This is a genomic window from Bradyrhizobium sp. USDA 4516, assembly GCF_054055915.1.
Genome location: NZ_JBSRXT010000001.1, coordinates 2,368,078 through 2,387,323 on the forward strand (window position 1 = coordinate 2,368,078; position 19,246 = coordinate 2,387,323).

13 protein-coding genes are annotated in these 19,246 nt (G+C 66.5%); 8 read left to right on the forward strand and 5 right to left on the reverse strand.

Going from position 1 to position 19,246, the window contains the following annotated elements; genetic code table 11:
* Window positions 1-220 precede the first annotated feature (220 nt).
* Window positions 221-1,459, forward strand: coding sequence for an MFS transporter (locus ACVI1L_RS11055; RefSeq protein WP_316398553.1), 1,239 nt, complete (start codon window positions 221-223; stop codon window positions 1,457-1,459).
* Window positions 1,460-1,487: 28 nt separating this feature from the next.
* Here ACVI1L_RS11055 and ACVI1L_RS11060 read toward each other — a convergent pair whose 3' ends face one another.
* Window positions 1,488-1,928, reverse strand: a complete 441-nt coding sequence (locus ACVI1L_RS11060; RefSeq protein WP_456782869.1) for a MarR family winged helix-turn-helix transcriptional regulator — start codon at window positions 1,926-1,928, stop codon at window positions 1,488-1,490.
* A gap of 76 nt (window positions 1,929-2,004) precedes the next feature.
* On the opposite strand from ACVI1L_RS11060, the gene ACVI1L_RS11065 reads away from it, so the two are divergent.
* Window positions 2,005-3,822 carry a chloride channel protein gene (locus ACVI1L_RS11065; protein WP_456782870.1) on the forward strand — a complete coding sequence of 606 codons (1,818 nt, stop codon included), beginning with the start codon at window positions 2,005-2,007 and terminating at the stop codon, window positions 3,820-3,822.
* Between the two features lie 167 nt (window positions 3,823-3,989).
* Window positions 3,990-5,708 (forward strand): N-acyl-D-amino-acid deacylase family protein, encoded by a 1,719-nt coding sequence (locus ACVI1L_RS11070; RefSeq protein WP_057021226.1) that lies wholly within the window; start codon window positions 3,990-3,992, stop codon window positions 5,706-5,708.
* Window positions 5,709-5,932: 224 nt separating this feature from the next.
* Here the strand turns inward: ACVI1L_RS11070 and ACVI1L_RS11075 are convergent, their stop codons facing one another.
* A complete protein-coding gene (locus ACVI1L_RS11075) occupies window positions 5,933-7,261 on the reverse strand; it encodes an MFS transporter (RefSeq protein WP_229190874.1) in 1,329 nt (442 codons plus the stop codon).
* Between the two features lie 222 nt (window positions 7,262-7,483).
* On the opposite strand from ACVI1L_RS11075, the gene ACVI1L_RS11080 reads away from it, so the two are divergent.
* The 5 genes from ACVI1L_RS11080 to ACVI1L_RS11100 all read left to right on the forward strand — a co-directional run bounded on the left by ACVI1L_RS11080 (window position 7,484) and on the right by ACVI1L_RS11100 (window position 13,126).
* Window positions 7,484-8,245, forward strand: coding sequence for a class I SAM-dependent methyltransferase (locus tag ACVI1L_RS11080; protein ID WP_057021224.1), 762 nt, complete (start codon window positions 7,484-7,486; stop codon window positions 8,243-8,245).
* Between the two features lie 36 nt (window positions 8,246-8,281).
* A complete protein-coding gene (locus ACVI1L_RS11085) occupies window positions 8,282-8,935 on the forward strand; it encodes an ABC transporter ATP-binding protein (RefSeq protein ID WP_316398558.1) in 654 nt (217 codons plus the stop codon).
* Entirely contained in the window at window positions 8,932-11,391 is a 2,460-nt protein-coding gene (locus ACVI1L_RS11090; RefSeq protein ID WP_456782871.1) for an FtsX-like permease family protein, read from the forward strand. The genes ACVI1L_RS11085 and ACVI1L_RS11090 overlap by 4 nt, the downstream gene beginning before the upstream one ends.
* A complete protein-coding gene (locus tag ACVI1L_RS11095; protein ID WP_253638372.1) occupies window positions 11,381-12,466 on the forward strand; it encodes a lipocalin-like domain-containing protein in 1,086 nt (361 codons plus the stop codon). Before ACVI1L_RS11090 ends, ACVI1L_RS11095 begins: the two co-directional genes overlap by 11 nt.
* Window positions 12,467-12,736: 270 nt before the next feature.
* Window positions 12,737-13,126 (forward strand): MAPEG family protein, encoded by a 390-nt coding sequence (locus tag ACVI1L_RS11100; RefSeq protein ID WP_057021220.1) that lies wholly within the window; start codon window positions 12,737-12,739, stop codon window positions 13,124-13,126.
* 168 nt (window positions 13,127-13,294) lie between these two features.
* On the opposite strand, the gene ACVI1L_RS11105 is transcribed toward ACVI1L_RS11100, so the two are convergent.
* From ACVI1L_RS11105 to ACVI1L_RS11115, 3 genes are all read right to left on the reverse strand, one after another.
* On the reverse strand, window positions 13,295-14,485 hold the full coding sequence (locus ACVI1L_RS11105) for an ABC transporter substrate-binding protein (protein WP_057021219.1): 1,191 nt from the start codon (window positions 14,483-14,485) through the stop codon (window positions 13,295-13,297).
* A 267-nt stretch (window positions 14,486-14,752) separates the two neighbouring features.
* Complete coding sequence (locus tag ACVI1L_RS11110) at window positions 14,753-17,926, reverse strand: efflux RND transporter permease subunit (protein WP_028344243.1); 3,174 nt, start codon at window positions 17,924-17,926, stop codon at window positions 14,753-14,755.
* Window positions 17,923-19,107: an efflux RND transporter periplasmic adaptor subunit gene (locus ACVI1L_RS11115; protein WP_229190875.1), complete on the reverse strand. Its 1,185-nt coding sequence runs from the start codon at window positions 19,105-19,107 to the stop codon at window positions 17,923-17,925. Before ACVI1L_RS11115 ends, ACVI1L_RS11110 begins: the two co-directional genes overlap by 4 nt.
* Between the last annotated feature and the right edge of the window lie 139 nt (window positions 19,108-19,246).

A 19,246-nucleotide genomic window follows, 5' to 3' on the forward strand; every position in this document is an offset into this window, starting at 1 on the left:
TCATCGCCGTGCCGCCGTGCTTTGTCGCCGCATTTAATGCCGCATGGGTCGATCCGGCACGCCCGCGCCGGGGGCAGCCATGCGCCCGCGTTCATAGACAATTAGCGGCCAATCTCTATTTTCGGCGGGCCCTGCCGGGCATTTTGTTTGACGCGTTTTCTTCACGCGAACCGGTACCCACTTCGCTTGAAAACGCTATGGAACTGGGGTTTTCGACGACATGGTCGACGTTCTGGCCGCACCGCAGCAAGCGAAAGCCGACAGTGCGCTGCGCACGCTGACGGGGATTTCGGTCGCCCATTGGGTCAGCCATTTCCATATCTTCGTGCTGCCGATGCTGTTCCCGTTCCTGAAGCAGCAGCTCGGCGTCGGCTATGTCGAGCTCGGCCTGGCGCTGACGGTGTTCGCAGTGGTCTCCGGGCTGACCCAGGCGCCGATCGGCTACCTCGCCGACCACATCGGCGCGCGCAAGATCCTCCTCATCGGGCTGACGGTCGGCGGTTGCGCGCTGATCGGGCTCGGCCTGCATCTCAGCTATACCTCGCTGATCGTCTGCGCGGTGCTGCTGGGCCTTGCCAACAGCGTCTATCATCCGGCTGACTACGCGATCCTCTCGGCGCATATGGACGAGGCGCGGATGGGCCGCGCCTTCTCGATCCACACCTTCGCCGGATTCCTCGGCGGCGCGGTGGCGCCCGCGATCATGGCGGCGCTCGTGGCCTCGATCGGCGGCCTCGGCGCGCTGATCGTCGCCGGTGCGGTCGGGCCGCTGGTGGCGCTGTTCCTGATCGTGCTCGGCATTCCCGATGCCGGCGCCAACAAGAACAAGTCAAAGGACGATGCGGCACCAAAGGCCAGCGTGATCACACCGGCGCTGATGGTGCTGACGGCCTTCTTCACGCTGCTCAGCCTGTCGACCTCGGGCATCAACAATTTCGGCGTGGTCGCACTGATGGGCGGCTACGGCGCATCGTTCTCGACGGCCAATATCGCGCTGACCGCATTCCTCGGCGCCAGCGCGGCCGGCGTGCTCGCCGGCGGCTACCTCGCCGACTGGACCCACCGCCACAGCCAGGTCGCTGCGGGCTGCTTCGCGGTCAACGCCGCCCTCGTGCTGCTGATTGCGCTGCTCAACCTGCCGCCGGTGGCGCTCACGCTGGCGATGGGGCTTGCCGGATTCCTCGGCGGCGTGATCGCGCCGTCCCGCGACATGATGGTGCGCAACGCCGCGCCGCCCGGCGCCGCCGGCCGCGCCTTCGGCATCGTCTCCACCGGTTTCAACTTCGGCGGCATCGTCAGCCCGCTGCTGTTCGGCTGGATCATGGACCAGCACATGCCGCACTGGGTGTTCGGCGCCTCCGTGGTGTTCATGGTGCTGACCGTGCTGCTTGCCCTCGTCACCGAGCGCAAGCCGCAGGCTTCGGGATACGAGGCCGAGACCGCCAGCCCGCGCGCCTGAAACGCGAAACGTTGCGCACGCAGCGCGCTCACTCCGACCGTCGCGACAGCACCTGCTTCAGGAGCGGCTCGATGCGCGACAGCTCATCGAGATGGACCGCCGACAATTCGGCGAGATGATCGGCCGCAAGGCCGGTTAATTTCAGCAGCACCCGCCGCTGGTCGGCGGGATCGAGCACGCGCTCGACCAGTCCGGCCTCGGACAGCCGGTCGACCAGTTCGACCGTGGTGTGGTGACGAAGCCGCAGCCGTTCGGCCAGATCACCGACCGCAACCGGCCCGCCCCCCGGATACCCCCGGATCGCCAGCAATGCCTGATGCTGCCGCGGTGTCAGGCCTGCGGCCTTCGCGGCGTCCTGGCTGAACTCCAGAAACCGGCGGATCAGATAGCGAAATTGCGACAGCGTTTCGTAATCGCCCTGGCTGGGAACCCGCTTCTGGTCCTGCCTCGGCGATTTCGACGGTGCCATTCGATGTCTCCCGCTTGTAATTATATCGCAATGCGATATGACGCCGCATCCACTTCACCCGAGCCTTACGCCACCAATGAGCGTCATTTCCACCAAATCGAGCGTCTCCGCCACGAACACCGCCCCAAACACTGCCAAAATCGGCGAGAAGGCCAGCCACCTCCTGAGCGACTTCACGACCGATCCGCGCGTCGTGGTGATCTCGGCGATCGCCGTGTTTGTCTCCGCCGCAGGCGTGCTGGCCGGGGCGGGACTGCTGCAGCTGATCAAGCTTGCCACCAACATCGCCTATTTCGGCCAGTTCAGCTTCGCCGACCTGAAATTGCAGGATTCGCCGCTCGGGCTCTGGACCGTGCTGGTGCCGGTCGCGGGCTCGCTCATCATCGGGCTGATGGCGCGTTTCGGCAGCGAGAAGATCCGCGGCCACGGCATCCCGGAAGCCATCGAGGCCATCCTGCTCGGCCGTTCCCGGCTCGACCCCAAGGTGGCGATCCTGAAGCCGTTGTCGTCGGCGGTGTCGATCGGCACCGGCGGCCCGTTCGGCGCCGAGGGCCCGATCATCATGACCGGCGGCGCGATCGGCTCGCTGATCGCGCAGATGCTCCCGGTCAGCGACAACGAGCGCAAGACCCTGCTGGTGGCGGGCGCCGCCGCCGGAATGACCACGGTGTTCGGAACGCCGATCGCCGCGATCATGCTCGCGGTCGAACTGCTGCTGTTCGAATGGACGCCGCGCAGCTTCATTCCCGTCACCGTCGCCGCCGTGGTGGCAGCGGTCGGGCGCACCTTCCTGCACATGCCCGCGCCGCTGTTTCCGTTCACCGGCGGCGTCGACATTTCGGTGCTGCAGCTCGGCGCCTGGATCCTGATCGGGATCCTCTCCGGCCTGCTGTCGGGCGTGCTCACCCAGCTGGTTTATGGCTGCGAGGACATCTTCCTCAAGCTGCCGATCCACTGGATGTGGTGGCCGCTGATCGGCGGCCTGGTGGTCGGCCTCGGCGGCTTGATCGAGCCGCAGGCGCTCGGCGTCGGCTACGACAACCTCGCGTCGATGTTGCAAGGCGATGTGGTGCTGAAGGCCGCGCTGCTGCTCGTGGTGAAGGCCGTGATCTGGTCGGTCGCGCTCGGCTCGGGCACCTCGGGCGGCGTGCTGGCGCCGCTGCTCATCATGGGCGGCGCGATGGGAACGGCGCTGAGCGGCTATCTGCCGCCGGCGAGCCCCGGCTTCTGGGCGTTGCTGGCGATGGCGGCGACAATGGGCGGCACGATGCGCTCGCCGCTGACCGCGACCTTCTTCGCCGTCGAACTCACCGGCAACACCCATGTGCTGCTGCCGCTGATCGCAGCCTGCGGCACCGCGCACGGCGTCACGGTGCTTTTGATGCGGCGCTCGATCCTGACCGAGAAGGTGGCTCGGCGCGGCCATCATCTGGTGCGCGAGTACCGTGTCGATCCGTTCGCGCTGACCCGCGTGCGCGACGTCATGACCAAGGCGGTCGAGACCGTCGCCGACACCATGACGCTGCATGGCGCGGCCGCCTTCCTGACCAACCCGAAGACCGGTCACCCCAGCTTTCCCGTCGTCGACGCCAACCACCACGTGCTCGGCGTGATCGACCCGCCGTCCGTGCTGCGCTGGCGCCGCGCCGGCAAGCATCGCACCGCGACGCTCAAGCAGCTGCTGGCCGGCAGCAAGATCACCGTCGCCTATCCCGACGAATATCTCGACCGGCTCGCCGACCGCCTGATGCAGGTCAACGTCTCGCATCTGCCTGTGATCTCGCGCGAGGATCAGCGCCTCGTCGGCTATATCGGCTGGAAGGACCTGATGCGCGTCCGCGCCAGGCTGCAGGCCGAAGAGACCCAGAAGACAGCGTTCTTCGGCGTGCGCTAGGTTCGCGGCGATTTGCCCGGCGGAACAAATTTCCGCCGGGCGGCAACGTTCGATCCCAGCTGGCAAATCAGCATCAGCGCATCCCAGAGCTTCATCGGCGCTGGTTGACAGCATCAGGGGCTGACCCATGATGCCGTCAACCAAAAACAGCCTCGGGATGAAATGCCATGACCTCGACCCCAGACCTCGTGATCCGCGGCGGCACCATCGCCGACGGCAAGGGCGGCGACCTCTATGAAGCCGATGTCGCGATCACAGGCGGCAAGATCACCGAAGTCGGCAAGGTCTCGGCAAAGGGCAAGGAAGAGATCGACGCCCGCGGCAAGCTGGTGGCGCCCGGCTTCGTCGACGTCCACACCCATTACGACGGCCAGGTGACCTGGAGCCAGGACATCACGCCGTCGTCGCAGAACGGCGTCACCACGGCGATCATGGGCAATTGCGGCGTCGGCTTCGCGCCGTGCCGGCCGAGCGACCACACCAGGCTGATCCAGCTGATGGAAGGCGTCGAAGACATTCCGGAGCCGGTGCTCTCCGCCGGCATTCCCTGGGCGTGGGAGAGCTTCCCCGACTACATGGAGTGGCTGTCGAAGCGCAATTTCGACATGGACATCGGCGCGCAGCTGCCGCATGCCGCGCTGCGGGTCTATGTGATGGGCGAGCGCGGCGCGCGCCGCGATCCCGCAACGGCCGAGGACAACAAGGCGATGGCGGCGCTCGCCGGCGACGCGGTGCGGGCGGGCGCGCTGGGTTTCTCGACCTCGCGCACGCTCAATCACCGCACCTCGACCGGCGACTACACGCCGACGCTGAAAGCCGGCGAGGATGAACTGACCGCGATCGCCGGCGCGATGCACGGCGTCGGCCGCAGCGTGCTGCAATTCGTGCTCGACCAGAGCACCGTGCACGAGGACCTGCCGATGATGCTGCGGGTCGCCGAGAACACAAGGTGCCCGATCTCGTTCTCGGTCGCCCAGGCCGACAAGGCGCCGCGACGCTGGCGGCAGACCATGGACACCATCAATGAAGCCGCCGCCCGCGGCCTGTCGATCACGACCCAGATCGCGGCGCGGCCGGTCGGGCTGCTGCTCGGGCTCGAATTGTCGCGCAATCCGTTCCAGACCCATCCGAGCTATCGCGAGATCGCCAAATTGCCGCTGGCCGAGCGGCTCGCGCATCTGCGCCGGCCCGAGGTGCGCGCGGCGATCCTGAGCGAGAGCGCGACGGCGACCGACGATCCGCTGTTCTTCCGGCCGAACTACGACAAGATGTATCTCTTGGGTAATCCGCCGAACTATGAGCAGCCGCCGGAAAACGCGCTCGGGCCGCAGGCGCGGCGCCAGGGCCGTCAGCCGGAAGAGCTTGCCTATGACGCGATGCTGACCGACGAGGGTCGCGGTATGCTCTATGTGCCGTTCCTGAATTACGCCGACGGCAATCTCGACGCCGTGCATGAGATGCTGCGCGAGCCCAGTGCCGTGCCCGGCCTGTCCGACGGCGGCGCGCATTGCGGCATCATCTGCGATGCCAGCTTCCCGACCTATCTCTTGACGCACTGGACGCGCGACCGCAGCCGCGGCGAGAAGCTCTCGATCCCGTTCGTGGTCGCGGCGCAGTCGCGCAAGACCGCGCTGTCGGTCGGTCTGTATGATCGCGGGGTGATCGCTCCTGGCTTCAAGGCCGATGTCAACGTGATCGATTACGACCGGCTGCATTTGCACCCTCCGAAGGTGCATTACGACCTGCCGGTCGGCGGCCGCCGCCTCCTGCAGCAGGTCGACGGCTATGACGCCACCATCGTGTCGGGCATCGTGACCCAGCGCGAGGGCAAGGCCACCGGCGCACGCCCGGGCAAGCTCGTCCGCGGCGCGCAGGGGATGAATTGAGAGACGCAGCGATCCGGGCTACAGGACTCCCGCCTCTCCCCTTGTGGGAGAGGCCGGATCGCATGCAGCGGAGCGCAATGCGATCCGGGTGAGGGGTTGCGGTCTCTCGAGGGACGGAGCTCGCGGAGGCAGACCCCTCACCCGGATTTCCCGCTGACGCGCGAAATCCGGCCTCTCCCACAAGGGGAGAGGCGAAGTGGAGCGAGTTGCCAGAGGTGCGCCCCTTACGTCGGCGACATCGCGCCTTTGATCGTGCCTGCCGGCTGCGACGTGCCGGTCAACCGCGCCCGCTCGGTGTTCGGCCACAGCAGCAGCAATCCGAGCAGGCCGGAGCCGGCCATGATCGCCGCGTTGATGGTGAAGCCGGACATGTAGCCGGCCATCGGCGTGGCCGCGTGCTGGATCACATTGCCCATCACCATCGGCGCCAGGATGCCCGAGATCGTGTAGAGCGCGCCGTAGATCGCGATGATCGCGCCGCGCTGCGACACCGGCGTGAACTCGCCGAGCATCGGCGGGCACACCACGTAGATCGAGCCGCACAGGCCGGAGCCGATCACCAGCAGCGCGATCATGATCCCGCCGGGCGGCGCATAGGGCAGCATCGCAAGGATGGCGCCGCCGAAGATCAGCGGCACCGAGCCGAGCACGCCGCGCGCGCCGCGGGTGGTGAAGCCGCGCGCCAGCATCAGCTGCGAGATCCAGCCGGTCAGCAGCACGATCGTCGCGCCGAAGATCCAGGGCAGGATCGAGACGAAGCCGGCCTGGTGCTGCGAGAAGCCGAGCCCCTCGATGATGAAGGACGTGAACCAGGTGAGCCCGAGCGACAGCGCCCAATAGGCGCCGAAGGTTGCCACCACGCAGCCGATGAAGGTGCGCGAGGTCAAAAGCTTCCAATACGGAATCCGCGGCTCGTCAGCCGCCACGGCAGACGTCGACACCAGCGGCCCTTCCTTGCCGAGCGCGAACCAGGCGACCGCCCAGATCAGGCCGACGATGCCGAGCGCGCCGAAGGCGTGATGCCAGCTGTGATTGACGATGATCCAGTTCAGCGCGGGCACCGCGAGGATCACGCCGAACGCGGAGCCCTGCGACAGGATCGCGGTCGGCAGCGTACGCTTCTCGTCCGGAAACCATTTGTAGATCGCGTGCGCCGCGACCGAGAACGCCGGCCCCTCGCCGGCGCCGAGGATGATGCGGCAGATCACCAGCGTCGTGAAGCTGACGGTGCCGACCATCGGAAATTGCGCCAGCGACCAGATCACCGCCAGGATCAGCAGCACCCAGCGGGTGGCGACGCGGTTGACGATGAAGCCGACCACGATCGCCGAGATCGAGAACAAGAGGAAGAATGACGAGCCGAGATCGCCGAACTGCTCCTGGGTGAGGCCCATTTCCTTCTTGATCGGCACGCCGGCGAGCCCGACCACGATCTTGTCGGCAAAGTTCACCACCATGAACAGGAATAGAAGGAAGGTGATTTGCCAGGCGCCCTTCGGCGTCCCCTTTGACAGCCCCTCTGACGTCCTCTTGGACGTCGCTTGCGTCGTCATGTCCGGCTCCCCGTCGTTTCGTTTTGGCTTCGTAAATCGGCCCCGTCCGGCGATGCTAGCCACGCCTCGCCGTGCAACGCAACACCGCATTTCCTCGGGGTTGTGCGCCCCGGAGCGCTTCTAACGGCCCGATCACGATCGCGTCGGTCGCGCCAGTGGAGCGGTGAACTGTCATGTCCCGACTGCTATGTTCAGGGCCAACGAAAAGCCCGGGGTTATTTCATGAACAGATTGATCCTACGTGCCACCGCTTGCGCTGCACTTATGTCCGCCGCGCTGCTTGCCGCGCCTCAAGTCCGCGCGGAAGACGCCGCCAATCCCGACTACGCCGCGATCGTCGCCGCACCCGATCGCAGCGATGCGGATCGCCAGGTCGACCAGCGCCGGCAGCCGGCCAAGATGCTCACCTTTGCCGGCGTCAAGCCGGGTATGACGATCCTCGACATGGCGGCGAGCGCCGGCTACAGCACCGAACTGTTGGCGCGCACCGTCGCCCCGTCGGGCAAGGTCTACGCACAGGATTCCGCGACAGTGCTCGAGCGCTTCGTCAAGGACAAGTTCGACACCCGCGCCAAGGCGCCGGCGATGAAGAACGTGGTCCATGTGGTGCGGGACTATGACGACCCGATCCCGCCCGAGGTCAAGGACCTCGACATGATCACCTTCTTCTTTTTCTATCACGACATCACCTATCTGCCTGTCGACCGCGCCGCGATGAACAAGAAGATGTTCGCCGCGCTCAAGCCGGGCGGCTTGCTCGTGATCGCGGATCACTCGGCCAAGACGGGCGCAGGCACCGGTGTCGCCAAGACGCTGCACCGGATCGAGGAGAGCACCTTGAAGCAGGAGATCGAGGCGGCGGGCTTCAAGCTGGTGGCCGAGGGCGATTTCCTGCATCATGCGGAGGACCCCAAGGACATTCCCGTCTTCAAGGCACCGGTGCCGATCGACGAGTTCGTCCTGAAATACCAGAAGCCGCAATGAGGCCCAGCCATCGCTTCATCTGACCAGACCGCCGCGGTGCTTCGCGTCACCGGCCTGACCAAGAGTTACCGTTCTGCCGGCGAAGACGTCGCTGTGCTGCGCGGCGTCGACCTTGCCGTTGCGACCGGCGAGAGCGTGGCGCTATCAGGCGAATCCGGCAGCGGCAAGAGCACGCTGCTGCATCTGATCGCGGGGCTCGATGCCGCCGATAGCGGCGAGATCGCTCTCGCCGACACCGTCGTCTCCCACCTCAGCGACGCCGGTCGTGCCGAATTGCGCCGCAACCGGCTCGGCCTCGTGTTCCAGCAGTTCAATTTGATCCCGAGCCTGACGGTCGCGGACAATCTCGTGTTTCAGTCGCGCATCGCCGGACGGCATGACGCCGTCTGGCACGACGAACTGGTCGAGCGCCTTGGGCTGAAGCAGCTGCTGAAGCGCTATCCCGAGCAACTGTCCGGCGGCCAGCAGCAGCGCGTCGCGATCGGCCGCGCGCTGGCGCCAAAGCCGCTGTTGCTGCTCGCCGACGAGCCGACCGGCAATCTCGACGAGGACACCGCCGACGAGGTGCTGGCGCTGGCACGCGATCTGGTGACCCGCACCGGCTGCGGCTTCCTGATGGTCACGCATAGCGCGCGGCTCGCGGCGACGCTCGACCGCCAGATCACCCTGCATGCCGGGATCGTCGCATGAGGCGCGCGCTGTGGATCCTCGCGGTGCTGCTCAGCCACTGGCGGCGGCATCCGATGCAGCTCGCAACGCTCTTGATCGGACTGATCTCGGCCACCGCGCTGTGGAGCGGCGTGCAGGCGCTGAACCAGCAGGCCCGCATCGCTTATGATCGCGCCGCCGCGACCTTCGGCGGGTCGCGGACTGCAATGCTGGTCGCCAGGGACAGCGCGACCCTCCCGCAACAACTGTTCGTCGATCTGCGCCGTGCCGGCTGGCCGGTGTCGCCGATGCTGGAGGGCCGGGTCCAGATCGACGGGCGCAGCTTCCGCCTGCTCGGCGTCGAGCCGGTGACGCTGCCGTCCGAGGTCGGCAACGCGCCGGCGGTCGGACGCGGCAGCCTGCAGTCCTTCGTCACGCCGCCGGGCGAAATGCTGGTGGCGGGCGAAACGCTGCGCGATCTCGGCCTCAAGGAAGGCGAGCGGCCGCAGGCCAACGGCATGAGCTTGCCGCCGCTGCGCGTGCAGGCCGAGCTCGCGCCCGGCGCACTGATCGTCGATATCGGCATCGCGCAGGACATCCTCAAAGTGCCCGGCCAGGTCTCGCGCCTGCTCGTCGGCAAGTCCAAAGCGCCGCACACAGCGTTCGAAAACGTGGCGGGTGACAAGCTCCGCCTGGTCGAGCCGAGCGCGGAGAGCGACCTCGAACGCCTCACCGACAGCTTCCATCTCAACCTCACCGCGTTCGGGCTGCTGTCGTTCTTTGTCGGCCTGTTCATCGTCAACTCCGCGATCGGCCTCGCCTTCGAGCAGCGGCTGCCGATGCTGCGCACACTGCGCGCCTGTGGCGTCTCGGCGCGAATGCTCAACACCGTGCTGGTGATCGAGCTGGTGTCGCTGGCGCTGGTCGCCGGCCTCATCGGCCTCGTCTGCGGCTACTTCATTGCGGCTGCCTTGCTGCCGGATGTCGCGGCCTCGCTGCGCGGGCTCTATGGCGCGCAGATTCCCGGACAGCTTTCGCTTAAACCCGCCTGGTGGTTCGCCGGCATCGCTATCAGCATTCTTGGCGCGCTCGCCGCGGCGGCTGCGAGCCTTGCCAAGGCGATCCGGATGCCGGTGCTGGCGACGGCGCAGCCGCAGGCCTGGCAGCAGGCGCAGCGGCGCTGGCTGCTGCTCCAGAGCGCGGCGGCACTCGCGGTGTTTGCGGTCGCCGCGGGCCTGATCTGGTTCGGCGATTCCCTGATCGCGGGCTTCGCCGTGCTCGCCGCGCTGATGCTCGGCGCGGCGCTGATCCTGCCGATGGTCCTGCAGATTGCGCTGGCCTTCGGGCAGCGCAGCGCGCGGGCGCCGGTCGGCATCTGGTTCTGGGCCGACAGCCGCCAGCAATTGTCGGGACTGTCGCTGGCGCTGATGGCGCTGCTGCTTGCGCTCGCGGTCAATGTCGGCGTCGGCACCATGGTGGAAAGTTTCAACCGCACCTTCCTGGTCTGGCTCGACGGAAGGCTCGCCGCCGACGTTTACATCAGCGCCGCCAGCGATCAGCAGGCAAAGGAGATCAAGGCCTGGCTGCGCGATCGGCCCGAGGTTCAGGCCATCCTGCCCGGCGGCCGCGCCGACACCCAGCTCGACGGCGCGCCGATCGAGGTGCTCGGCCTGCCCGACCACGCCACCTATCACGACAGCTGGCCGTTGCTCGAAAGCGTCGCAAATGCGTGGGTTCGGCTGCGGCCCGGCGACACCTGCCTCGTCAGCGAGCAGCTGTCGCGGCGGATGAAGCTGGCGATCGGCGATCATATCGAGGTACCCGCCCCCGGCGGCAACTGGCCGCTCGAGATCGTCGGCATCTATGCCGATTACGGCAACCCCAAGGGCCAGATCGCGGTCAACTTCGCCGCGCTGACCCGGCGCTTCCCGCAGACACCAATGACACGGATGGGCCTCCGCGTGGCACCGGATAAGATCGCACCGCTGATCACCGCGCTACAGGAGAAATTCGGTCTCGATGATCGCAACATCGCCGACCAGGCCAGGATGAAAACGGAATCGAAGCGGGTCTTCAACCGCACCTTCTCGGTGACCGCCGCGCTCAACGCCTTCACGCTCGGCGTCGCCGGCATTGCGCTTTTGACCAGCCTGCTCACGCTGGCCAATTCGCGGCTGCCGCAGCTGGCGCCGCTGTGGGCGATCGGCCTGACCCGGCGGCGGCTCGCCGCGCTCGAACTGTTGAAGACCATGGCGGTCGCGCTGATCACCGCGCTGTTTGCGCTGCCGCTCGGCCTGCTGGTGGCGTGGTGCCTGCTTGCGATCGTCAACGTCAAGGCGTTCGGCTGGCGGCTGCCGTTCCACATTTTCCCGCTGCAGCTGATCGAGCTGCTCGCGGTGGCGCTGGCCGCCGCATTTTGTGCCGCGGCGCTTCCGGTCGCGAGGCTGGCGCGCATGCAGCCCGCCAGCCTGATCAGGATCTTTGTCAATGAGCGCTAGCGGCACCATCACCCGTCGCGCCTTTGCCGGCGGTGCGCTAGGGCTCGCGCTCGGCGGCAAGACGTTCGCGCAGGGCTTCGCCGGGCTCGGCGAGACGGCGGAAGGATTTGCCGCCGTCACGCCGGGCAAGCCATTCACGTTCCCCGCGGACCACGGCCCGCATCCGGAATTCCGGATCGAATGGTGGTACGTGACCGCCAACCTGTCCGACACGAGCGGCGCGGCCTATGGCGCGCAATGGACGCTGTTCCGCCAGGCGATGAAAGCGGGCGGACCGGCCGAGGGCTGGGCCAATCAGCAGCTCTGGATGGGCCACGCCGCCGTGACCAGCGCCGGCACGCACCGCTTCAGCGAAACCTTTGCCCGCGGCGGCGTCGGGCAGGCCGCTGTCGAAGCCACGCCGTTCCGCGCCTGGATCGACGCCTGGGAGCTGCGCGGGCGCGACGCGTTCGATGCTCAGCGCGTCGCACCGCTCGAGCTCAAGGCCTCCGCCGCCGACTTCAGCACCGCGCTGCGGCTCGAGGCCGACCGCGCGCTGGTGCTGCAGGGCGACCGCGGCTACAGCCGCAAGTCGGATCGCGGGCAAGCCTCCTATTACTACAGCCAGCCGTTCTACAAGGCGTCCGGCCGCATCGTAATCGACGACAGACCGGTCGACGTCACGGGCTCGGCGTGGATGGATCGCGAATGGAGCAGCCAGCCATTGGCGGCCGATCAGACCGGCTGGGACTGGTTCTCGCTGCATCTGCCCGGCGACGAGAAGCTGATGCTGTACCGGCTGCGCCAGAAGGACGGCCGCGAAAACCTGTTCGGCAACTGGATCACGCCGGACGGCCGCTCGGCCGAGATCGCCGCCGGCGGCAACAGCATCGTGCCTGTCACAATCACCGAGATCGACGGCCGCAAGCTGCCGACGTCATGGCGCGTCAGCCTGCCCGCACGCGGCCTCGCCATCGAGACCACGCCGCTCAATGCACGGAGCTGGATGGGAACCAGCTTCCCCTATTGGGAAGGCCCGATCCGCTTCTCAGGCAGCCACGCCGGAATCGGCTATCTTGAGATGACGGGGTACTAGGACGTGACGGAATTGGTCCGAATGGGGCCGCGGCATAACTGTGCTCCCTCGCCCCGTTCTTACGGGGAGAGGGTTGTTGGGGTGAGGGGCTGTCTCCGCGTACTCGGTGACAGTTGGTCTCGCCGAGGCCCCCCCTCACCCGGAACGCATCTGACGATGCGTTCCGACCTCTCCCCGCGCGCGAGGAGAGGTAAAGCAAGGCCGCATGTCACACCGGGCTTCACTGTCCCGTCATGACATCGGGGCCAATGGAAAGAGGACACGCCTGACATGTACCACTACACCGCCATCGTCACCTGCCTTGCGGTCGCGCTGCACTTCTTCTTCGCGCTGCAGGTCGCCCGCGCCCGCGCGGTCTACGGCGTCAAGCTGCCGGCGATCACGGGCAATCCGGATTTCGAGCGCATCTACCGCATCCAGATGAACACGCTGGAATGGATGCCGATCTTCCTGCCGTCGCTCTGGCTGTTCGCGGTCTATGTCGGCGATGCCGCCGCGGCGGCGGTCGGCGCGATCTGGGTGATCGGCCGCATCGTCTATTTCATCGGCTATCGCGAAGCGGTGGCGAAACGCAGCCCCGGCTTCGCCATCCAGGCGCTCGCCTGCGTCATCCTCTGGGTTGGCGCGATCGGCGGCGCGGTGTGGCGGCTGGCGCATTGAAGGCGCGGTCGCGCCATAACCACTACCGTCGTCCTGGCGAAAGCCAGGACCCATAACCACAGAGCGTGGTTATGGGCAATCTGATGGCCACAGCGTGGTGCAATAACATCCAATCGGGGTAATGGGTCCTGGCTTTCGCCAGGACGACACCACCCGTGGATATTCGCCTCACTTGGTCAGCGGGCAGCCGCTTTCCTTGGCGGTGAAGAAGGCCTTGTCGCCGGGCACCACGGCGATCTGCTTGTAATAGTCCCACGGCTTCTTCGACTCCGAGGGCTTCTTGACCTCGAACAGATAGAGGTCGTGCACCATGCGGCCGTTCGCGAGCACCTTGCCCTTGGCGAAGGCGTCATCGACCGGCAGCTCCTTCAGCTTGGCGGCGACCGCCTCGCTGTCCTTGGTGCCGGCGGCCTTCACAGCCTTCAAATAGCTCAGCGTCGCCGAATAGGTGCCGGCATGGATCATGCTCGGCATCCGGCTGGTGCGCTTGAAGAAGCGCTCGCTAAAGGCGCGCGAGGCGTCGTCGTGGTCCCAGTAGAAGCCCTCGGTGAGCACGAGACCCTGCGCCGCCTCGAGCCCGAGACCGTGCACCTCCGACAGCGTCATCAACAGGCCGGCAAGCTTCTGGCCGCCGCGCACGATGCCGAACTCGGCCGCCTGCTTGATCGAGTTGGTGGTGTCGAGTCCGGCGTTGGCGAGCCCGATGATCTTGGCCTTCGAGCTCTGCGCCTGCAGCAGGAAGGACGAGAAGTCCGACGAATTGAGCGGCACGCGGACCGAGCCGACCACCTTGCCGCCCTTTGAGGTGACGATGTCGCTGGTGTCCTTCTCCAGCGCGTAGCCGAAGGCGTAGTCGGCGGTCAGGAAGAACCAGGTGTTGCCGCCGGCTTCTGTCAGCGCACCGCCGGTTCCGACCGCGAGCGCGCGGGTGTCATAGGCCCAGTGGAAGCTGTAGGGCGTGCAGGCATCCCCGGTGATACGGGAGGTCGCCGCGCCGACCACGATGTCGATCTTCTTCTTTTCCTTCGACAGCTCCTGCACCGCGAGCGCGACCGACGACGTCGTAAGCTCGGTGATCATGTCGACGTTCTCGACCTCGTACCAGCGCCGCGCGATCGCGGTCGCAAGATCCGGCTTGTTCTGATGGTCGGCGGTAACGATCTCGATCTTCTGTCCCAGCACCTCGCCGCCGAAATCCTCGACCGCCATCCGCGCGGCTTCGAGCGAATATTTGCCGCCGTAGTCGGCATAGACGCCGGACTGATCGTTCAGGATGCCGATCTTGACGCCCTGGGCCATCGCCGGCGCCGCAAGCATCAGGCTGCAGGCCGCGACCGCGGCCAAAAATCCGGACTTCATTCTATGCTCTCCCAGCAGTTTCTATCAGGAAAATCGGCGCGACATTATTTTATAACCCCACGCCTGCCCATCTCTTTCCGCTCAGCCAAAAGTATGGGCTGCGTCGACAGCACTTGCTAGCTTCCCGTCACCCTGAGGAGCGCGGAACGCGCGTCTCGAAGGGTCGACGGCCCGGCCGGTGGCCGTGCATCCTTCGAGACGCCTGCTTCGCAGGCTCCTCAGGATGACGGGGAAGGACTTGCTGCTGCGGAACGTTGGGTGCCGCCCTCAACCCGCCACGGTTGCCTTGGGCTCGGCCGGCTTGCCCTCGTTCTTTCCTTCCGCGAGGTTGCGCACCACCATGTAGAAGATCGGCGTGAAGATCAGGCCGAACAGGGTGACGCCGAGCATGCCGAAGAACACGGCAACGCCGACCGCCTGCCGCATCTCCGAGCCCGAACCGGTCGATACCACCAGCGGCAGCACGCCGAGGATGAAGGCGAACGAGGTCATCAGGATCGGCCGCAGACGGAGCCGGCAGGCCTCGATCACCGCGTCCAGCCGCGACCTCCCCTCGAGCTCGATGTCGCGTGCAAATTCGACGATCAGGATCGCGTTCTTGGCGGCCAGCCCCACCAGCACCACGAAGCCGATCTGGGTCAGGATGTTGACGTCCTGGCCCATCAGGCGCACGCCGATCGTGGCCGCGAACAGGCACATCGGCACGATCAGGATCACCGCGAACGGCAATGTCCAGCTGCCATATTGCGCGGCCAGCACCAGATAGACGAACAGCACGCAGATCGGGAACACGTAGAGGCCGGCATTGGCGCCGGTCACCTGCTGATAGGACAGGTCGGTCCACTCGAACGAAAAGCCGCTCGGCAATGTCTGGTCGGCGAGCTGCTTGATGGTGTTGAGCGCCGTCGTCGAGCTCACGCCGGGTGCCGGCTCACCCTGCAGTTCGGACGCCGAGTACAGATTGTAGCGCGCGACGCGGTCGGGTCCCGAGACGTCCTTGAAGTCCACGATGCTGCCGAGCATCACCATGTCGCCGGCGACGTTGCGGGTGCGCAGCCTTGCGAGATCGGGGCTGTCTTTCCGGAACGGCAGATCGGCTTGCGCGGTAACGTGATAGGTGCGGCCGAACAGGTTGAAGTCGTTGACATAGGTCGAACCAAAATAGGTCTGGATCGTGTCGTTAATGTTGGCGATCGGCACCCCGAGCTTCTGCGCCTTGACGCGATCAATGTCGACGAACAGCTGCGGCGTGTTCGCGGTGAACGGCGAGAACACCGACGTGAGAGACGGCGATTTGCGCGCGGCTGTCACCAATTCATCGGTCGCGGAAGCCAGCAGTTCGGGTCCGCGCCCCTGCCGGTCCTGGACGCGGATGGTGAAGCCACCACCGGTGCCGATGCCGGGCACGGCCGGCGGCGGAATGACGATGATGAAGGCGCCCTGGATCACCGACAGACGCTTGCGCAATTCGGCCGTGATCGCGTTCGCCGTCAGCCCCTTCTTCAGGCGCGCCTCCGGCTCGTCGAATACCGGGAACAGCGCCGCGGCGTTACCCTGCTGCGTGCGCGTCGCACCGGAGAAGCCGGCGAAAGCCGCGACGCGAACGATGCCCGGCGTATCCAGCGCAATCCGCTCGATCTCGCGCACAACAGCGGTGGTCCGCGCCAGCGACGCGGCGCCCGGCAGCTGCGCCGAGATGATGACGTAGCCGCGGTCCTGCGCCGGAATGAAGCCCTGCGAGGTGGTCGCGAGCAGCCAGCCGGCGCTGCCGATAAGTACGAGGTAGAGCGCAAGCATCACCACCGTATGCCGGATCACAAAGTCGGCCACCGATGCATAGCCGTGCGCGAGCCGGTCAAACACGCGGTTGAACAGCGCGGTGAAGCTGTCCCAGCCGCGCGCGATAATGTTCCAGCGCGCCGGCGGGCGTTTCTCCTCATGCGGCACCAGGATCTGCGAGGCCAGCGCCGGCGACAGCGTCAGCGAGCAGAAGCAGGAGATCGCGGTCGCGACCGCGATGGTGACCGCGAATTGCTGGAAGAACTGCCCGGAAATGCCGCCGAGGAAGGCGGTCGGCACGAACACCGCGCACAGCACGAGCGCGATCGAGACCAGCGCGCCGCCGACCTCCTCCATGGTCTTGAGCGCAGCGTCGCGCCTGCTCATGCCGTGCTCGAGATGCCGCTCGACATTTTCGACCACCACGATGGCGTCGTCGACCACGATGCCGACCGCCAGCACGAGGCCGAACAGCGTCAGATTGTTGATCGAGAAGCCGAGCGCCGCCATCACCGCGAAGGTGCCGACCAGCGACACCGGGATCGCGATGATCGGGATGATCGCAGGCCGCCATCCCTGCAGGAACACCAGCACCACGATGACGACGAGCGCCATGGCCTCGTAGATCGTCTTGATCAGCTCGTGGACCGATTGGGCGATGAATTCGGTCGGGTTGTAGCCGATATTGTAGTCGAGCCCCTTCGGGAAACTCGCCTTCATCCGCTCCATCGTGTCGGAGATGCTCTTGGCGGTGGCGAGCGCGTTCGATCCGGGCCGTTGCGTCACCAGCAGGGCGACCGCGGATTTGCGCAGCAGGAAGCTGTTGGTGGCGTAGGACAGCGCGCCGAGCTCGACGCGGGCGACGTCGCGCAGACGTACCGTGCGGCCGTCGGAGCCGGCCTTCACCACGATGTCCTCGAACTGCCTGATGTCCTTGAGGCGGCCGGTGAAGACGAGGTTCGGCTGGAATGCGCGATCGGCGATCGGCGGCTCGGCGATCTGGCCGCCGGCGATTTGCAGGTTCTGCGCCCGGATCGCCGCCAGCACCTCGGTCGAGGTCAGACCGAGATTGGCGATCCGGTCGGGATCGAGCCACAGCCGCATCGAGTAATCGCGCGCGCCGAACATCTGGATGTCGCCGACGCCATCGAGCCGCAACAGCTGGTCGCGGACCTGCAGCAGCGCGTAGTTGGAGATGTAGAGCTGGTCGAACGTGTCATCGGGCGACAGCATGAACACGACCATCAGGATGTCGGGCGAGTTCTTGCGCGTGGTCACGCCGTTGCGCTGCACCTCTTCGGGCAGCCGCGGCTGCGCGATCGCGACGCGGTTCTGCACCAGCACCTGGGCCTTGTCGAGGTCGGTGCCGAGCTTGAAGGTCGCTGTGATGGTGAGCTGGCCGTTCGACGTCGCCTGGCTGTAGAGATACAGCATGTCCTCGACGCCGTTGATCTCCTGCTCGATCGGCGCGGCGACGGTGTCGGACACGGTCTGCGCCGAGGCGCCCGGATATTGCGTGGTGACGACGACGGTCGGCGGCACCACTTGCGGATATTCCGAGACCGGCAGCGTCGGATAGGCGATCGCGCCGACGATCAGCAGCACGATCGACAGCACCATCGCGAGGATGGGCTGGTTGATGGAGAGCCTGCCGAGATTCATGGTTTGGCACCTGAGGCGGGCTTGTCAGCGGCCGCGGGCTTGTCGCCTGCGGCGGGCTTGGAATCCGCCGGAGCCTGCGCCATCTTCGGCGTCACCTTGGCGCCGACGCGGGCGCGCTGCAAGCCGTCGACGATCACGTGATCCTCCGCCTTGAGGCCTTCGCGGACGACGCGCAAGCCCTCGTCGAGCGGCCCGAGCGTGACCGCTCTTGCTTCCACCGTGTTGTCGTCCTTGACCACGAACACGATCTTGCGCGACTGGTCGGTGGCAACAGCGCTGTCCGGGATCAACAGCGCCTCATAGGGCGAGGAGCCGATGATACGGACGCGGCCGAACTGGCCGGGCAGGACCGACAGATCCTTGTTCGGAATGATCGCGCGGCTGCGCAGCGTCGCGGTCGAGACGTCGAGCCGGTTGTCGAGGAAGTCCATCTTGCCTTCATGCGAGGGCTTGGTCTCGCCGGTCAGCGTCACCTGCACCGGGTTCGCGGTGTCGCGCGAGCTCGGCCGCCTGCCTTCGAACCACAGCTTGCTATTGCGCTGATAGGTCGCCTCGTCGACGTCGAAATAGATGTAGATCGGATCGAGCGACACGATCGAGGTCAGCAGCGTCGCGCCGCCCTCGCTGCCCTGCACGAGATTGCCCGGAGTCACCAGATGCCGGCTGACGCGGCCGGTGATCGGCGCCAGCACATGGGTGAATTCGACGTTGAGCTGCGCGGCCTTCAGCGTGCCCTCGGCCTGGGTCTCGGCGGCGCGTGCCGCCTGCAACGCCTGACGGCGCTGATCGACGACTTGCTCCGAGACCGCGCTGGTCTGCACGAGGTTCAGCCCGCGCTCGAGATCGCGCTTGGCAAGCTCCCCCTTGGCGCGCGCGTCGGCCAGCTGGCCTTCGGCCTGCAGCACGACCGCCTCGAACGGCCGCGGGTCGATAATGTAGAGCAGATCGCCGGCGTGGACGATCGCACCATCCTTGAACTCGACGCTGTTGACGAAGCCGCCGACACGGGCGCGGACCTGAACCTCCTCGATCGCCTCGAAGCGGCCGGTGAACTCGTCCCAGTCGGTGACGGTGCGCTTGACCGGTTGCGCGACGGTCACGGGTGGCGGCGGAGGCGCGGCCTGCGATTGCGCGCTCTTGTTGTCGCAGCCGCCGAGCGCCAGCGCGGCCAGCAGCCCGATCGGCGCAAGGCCGAGCCAAGGCTTGAGCGACGGGCCACGCGAGGCATGGCGGCGAAGCGAATGACGCTCGACGCCGGTCACCGGAGCCACACGCCCCGTTCTGTCAATCGAACTCAATTCCCTCTCCCCAAGGATCAGT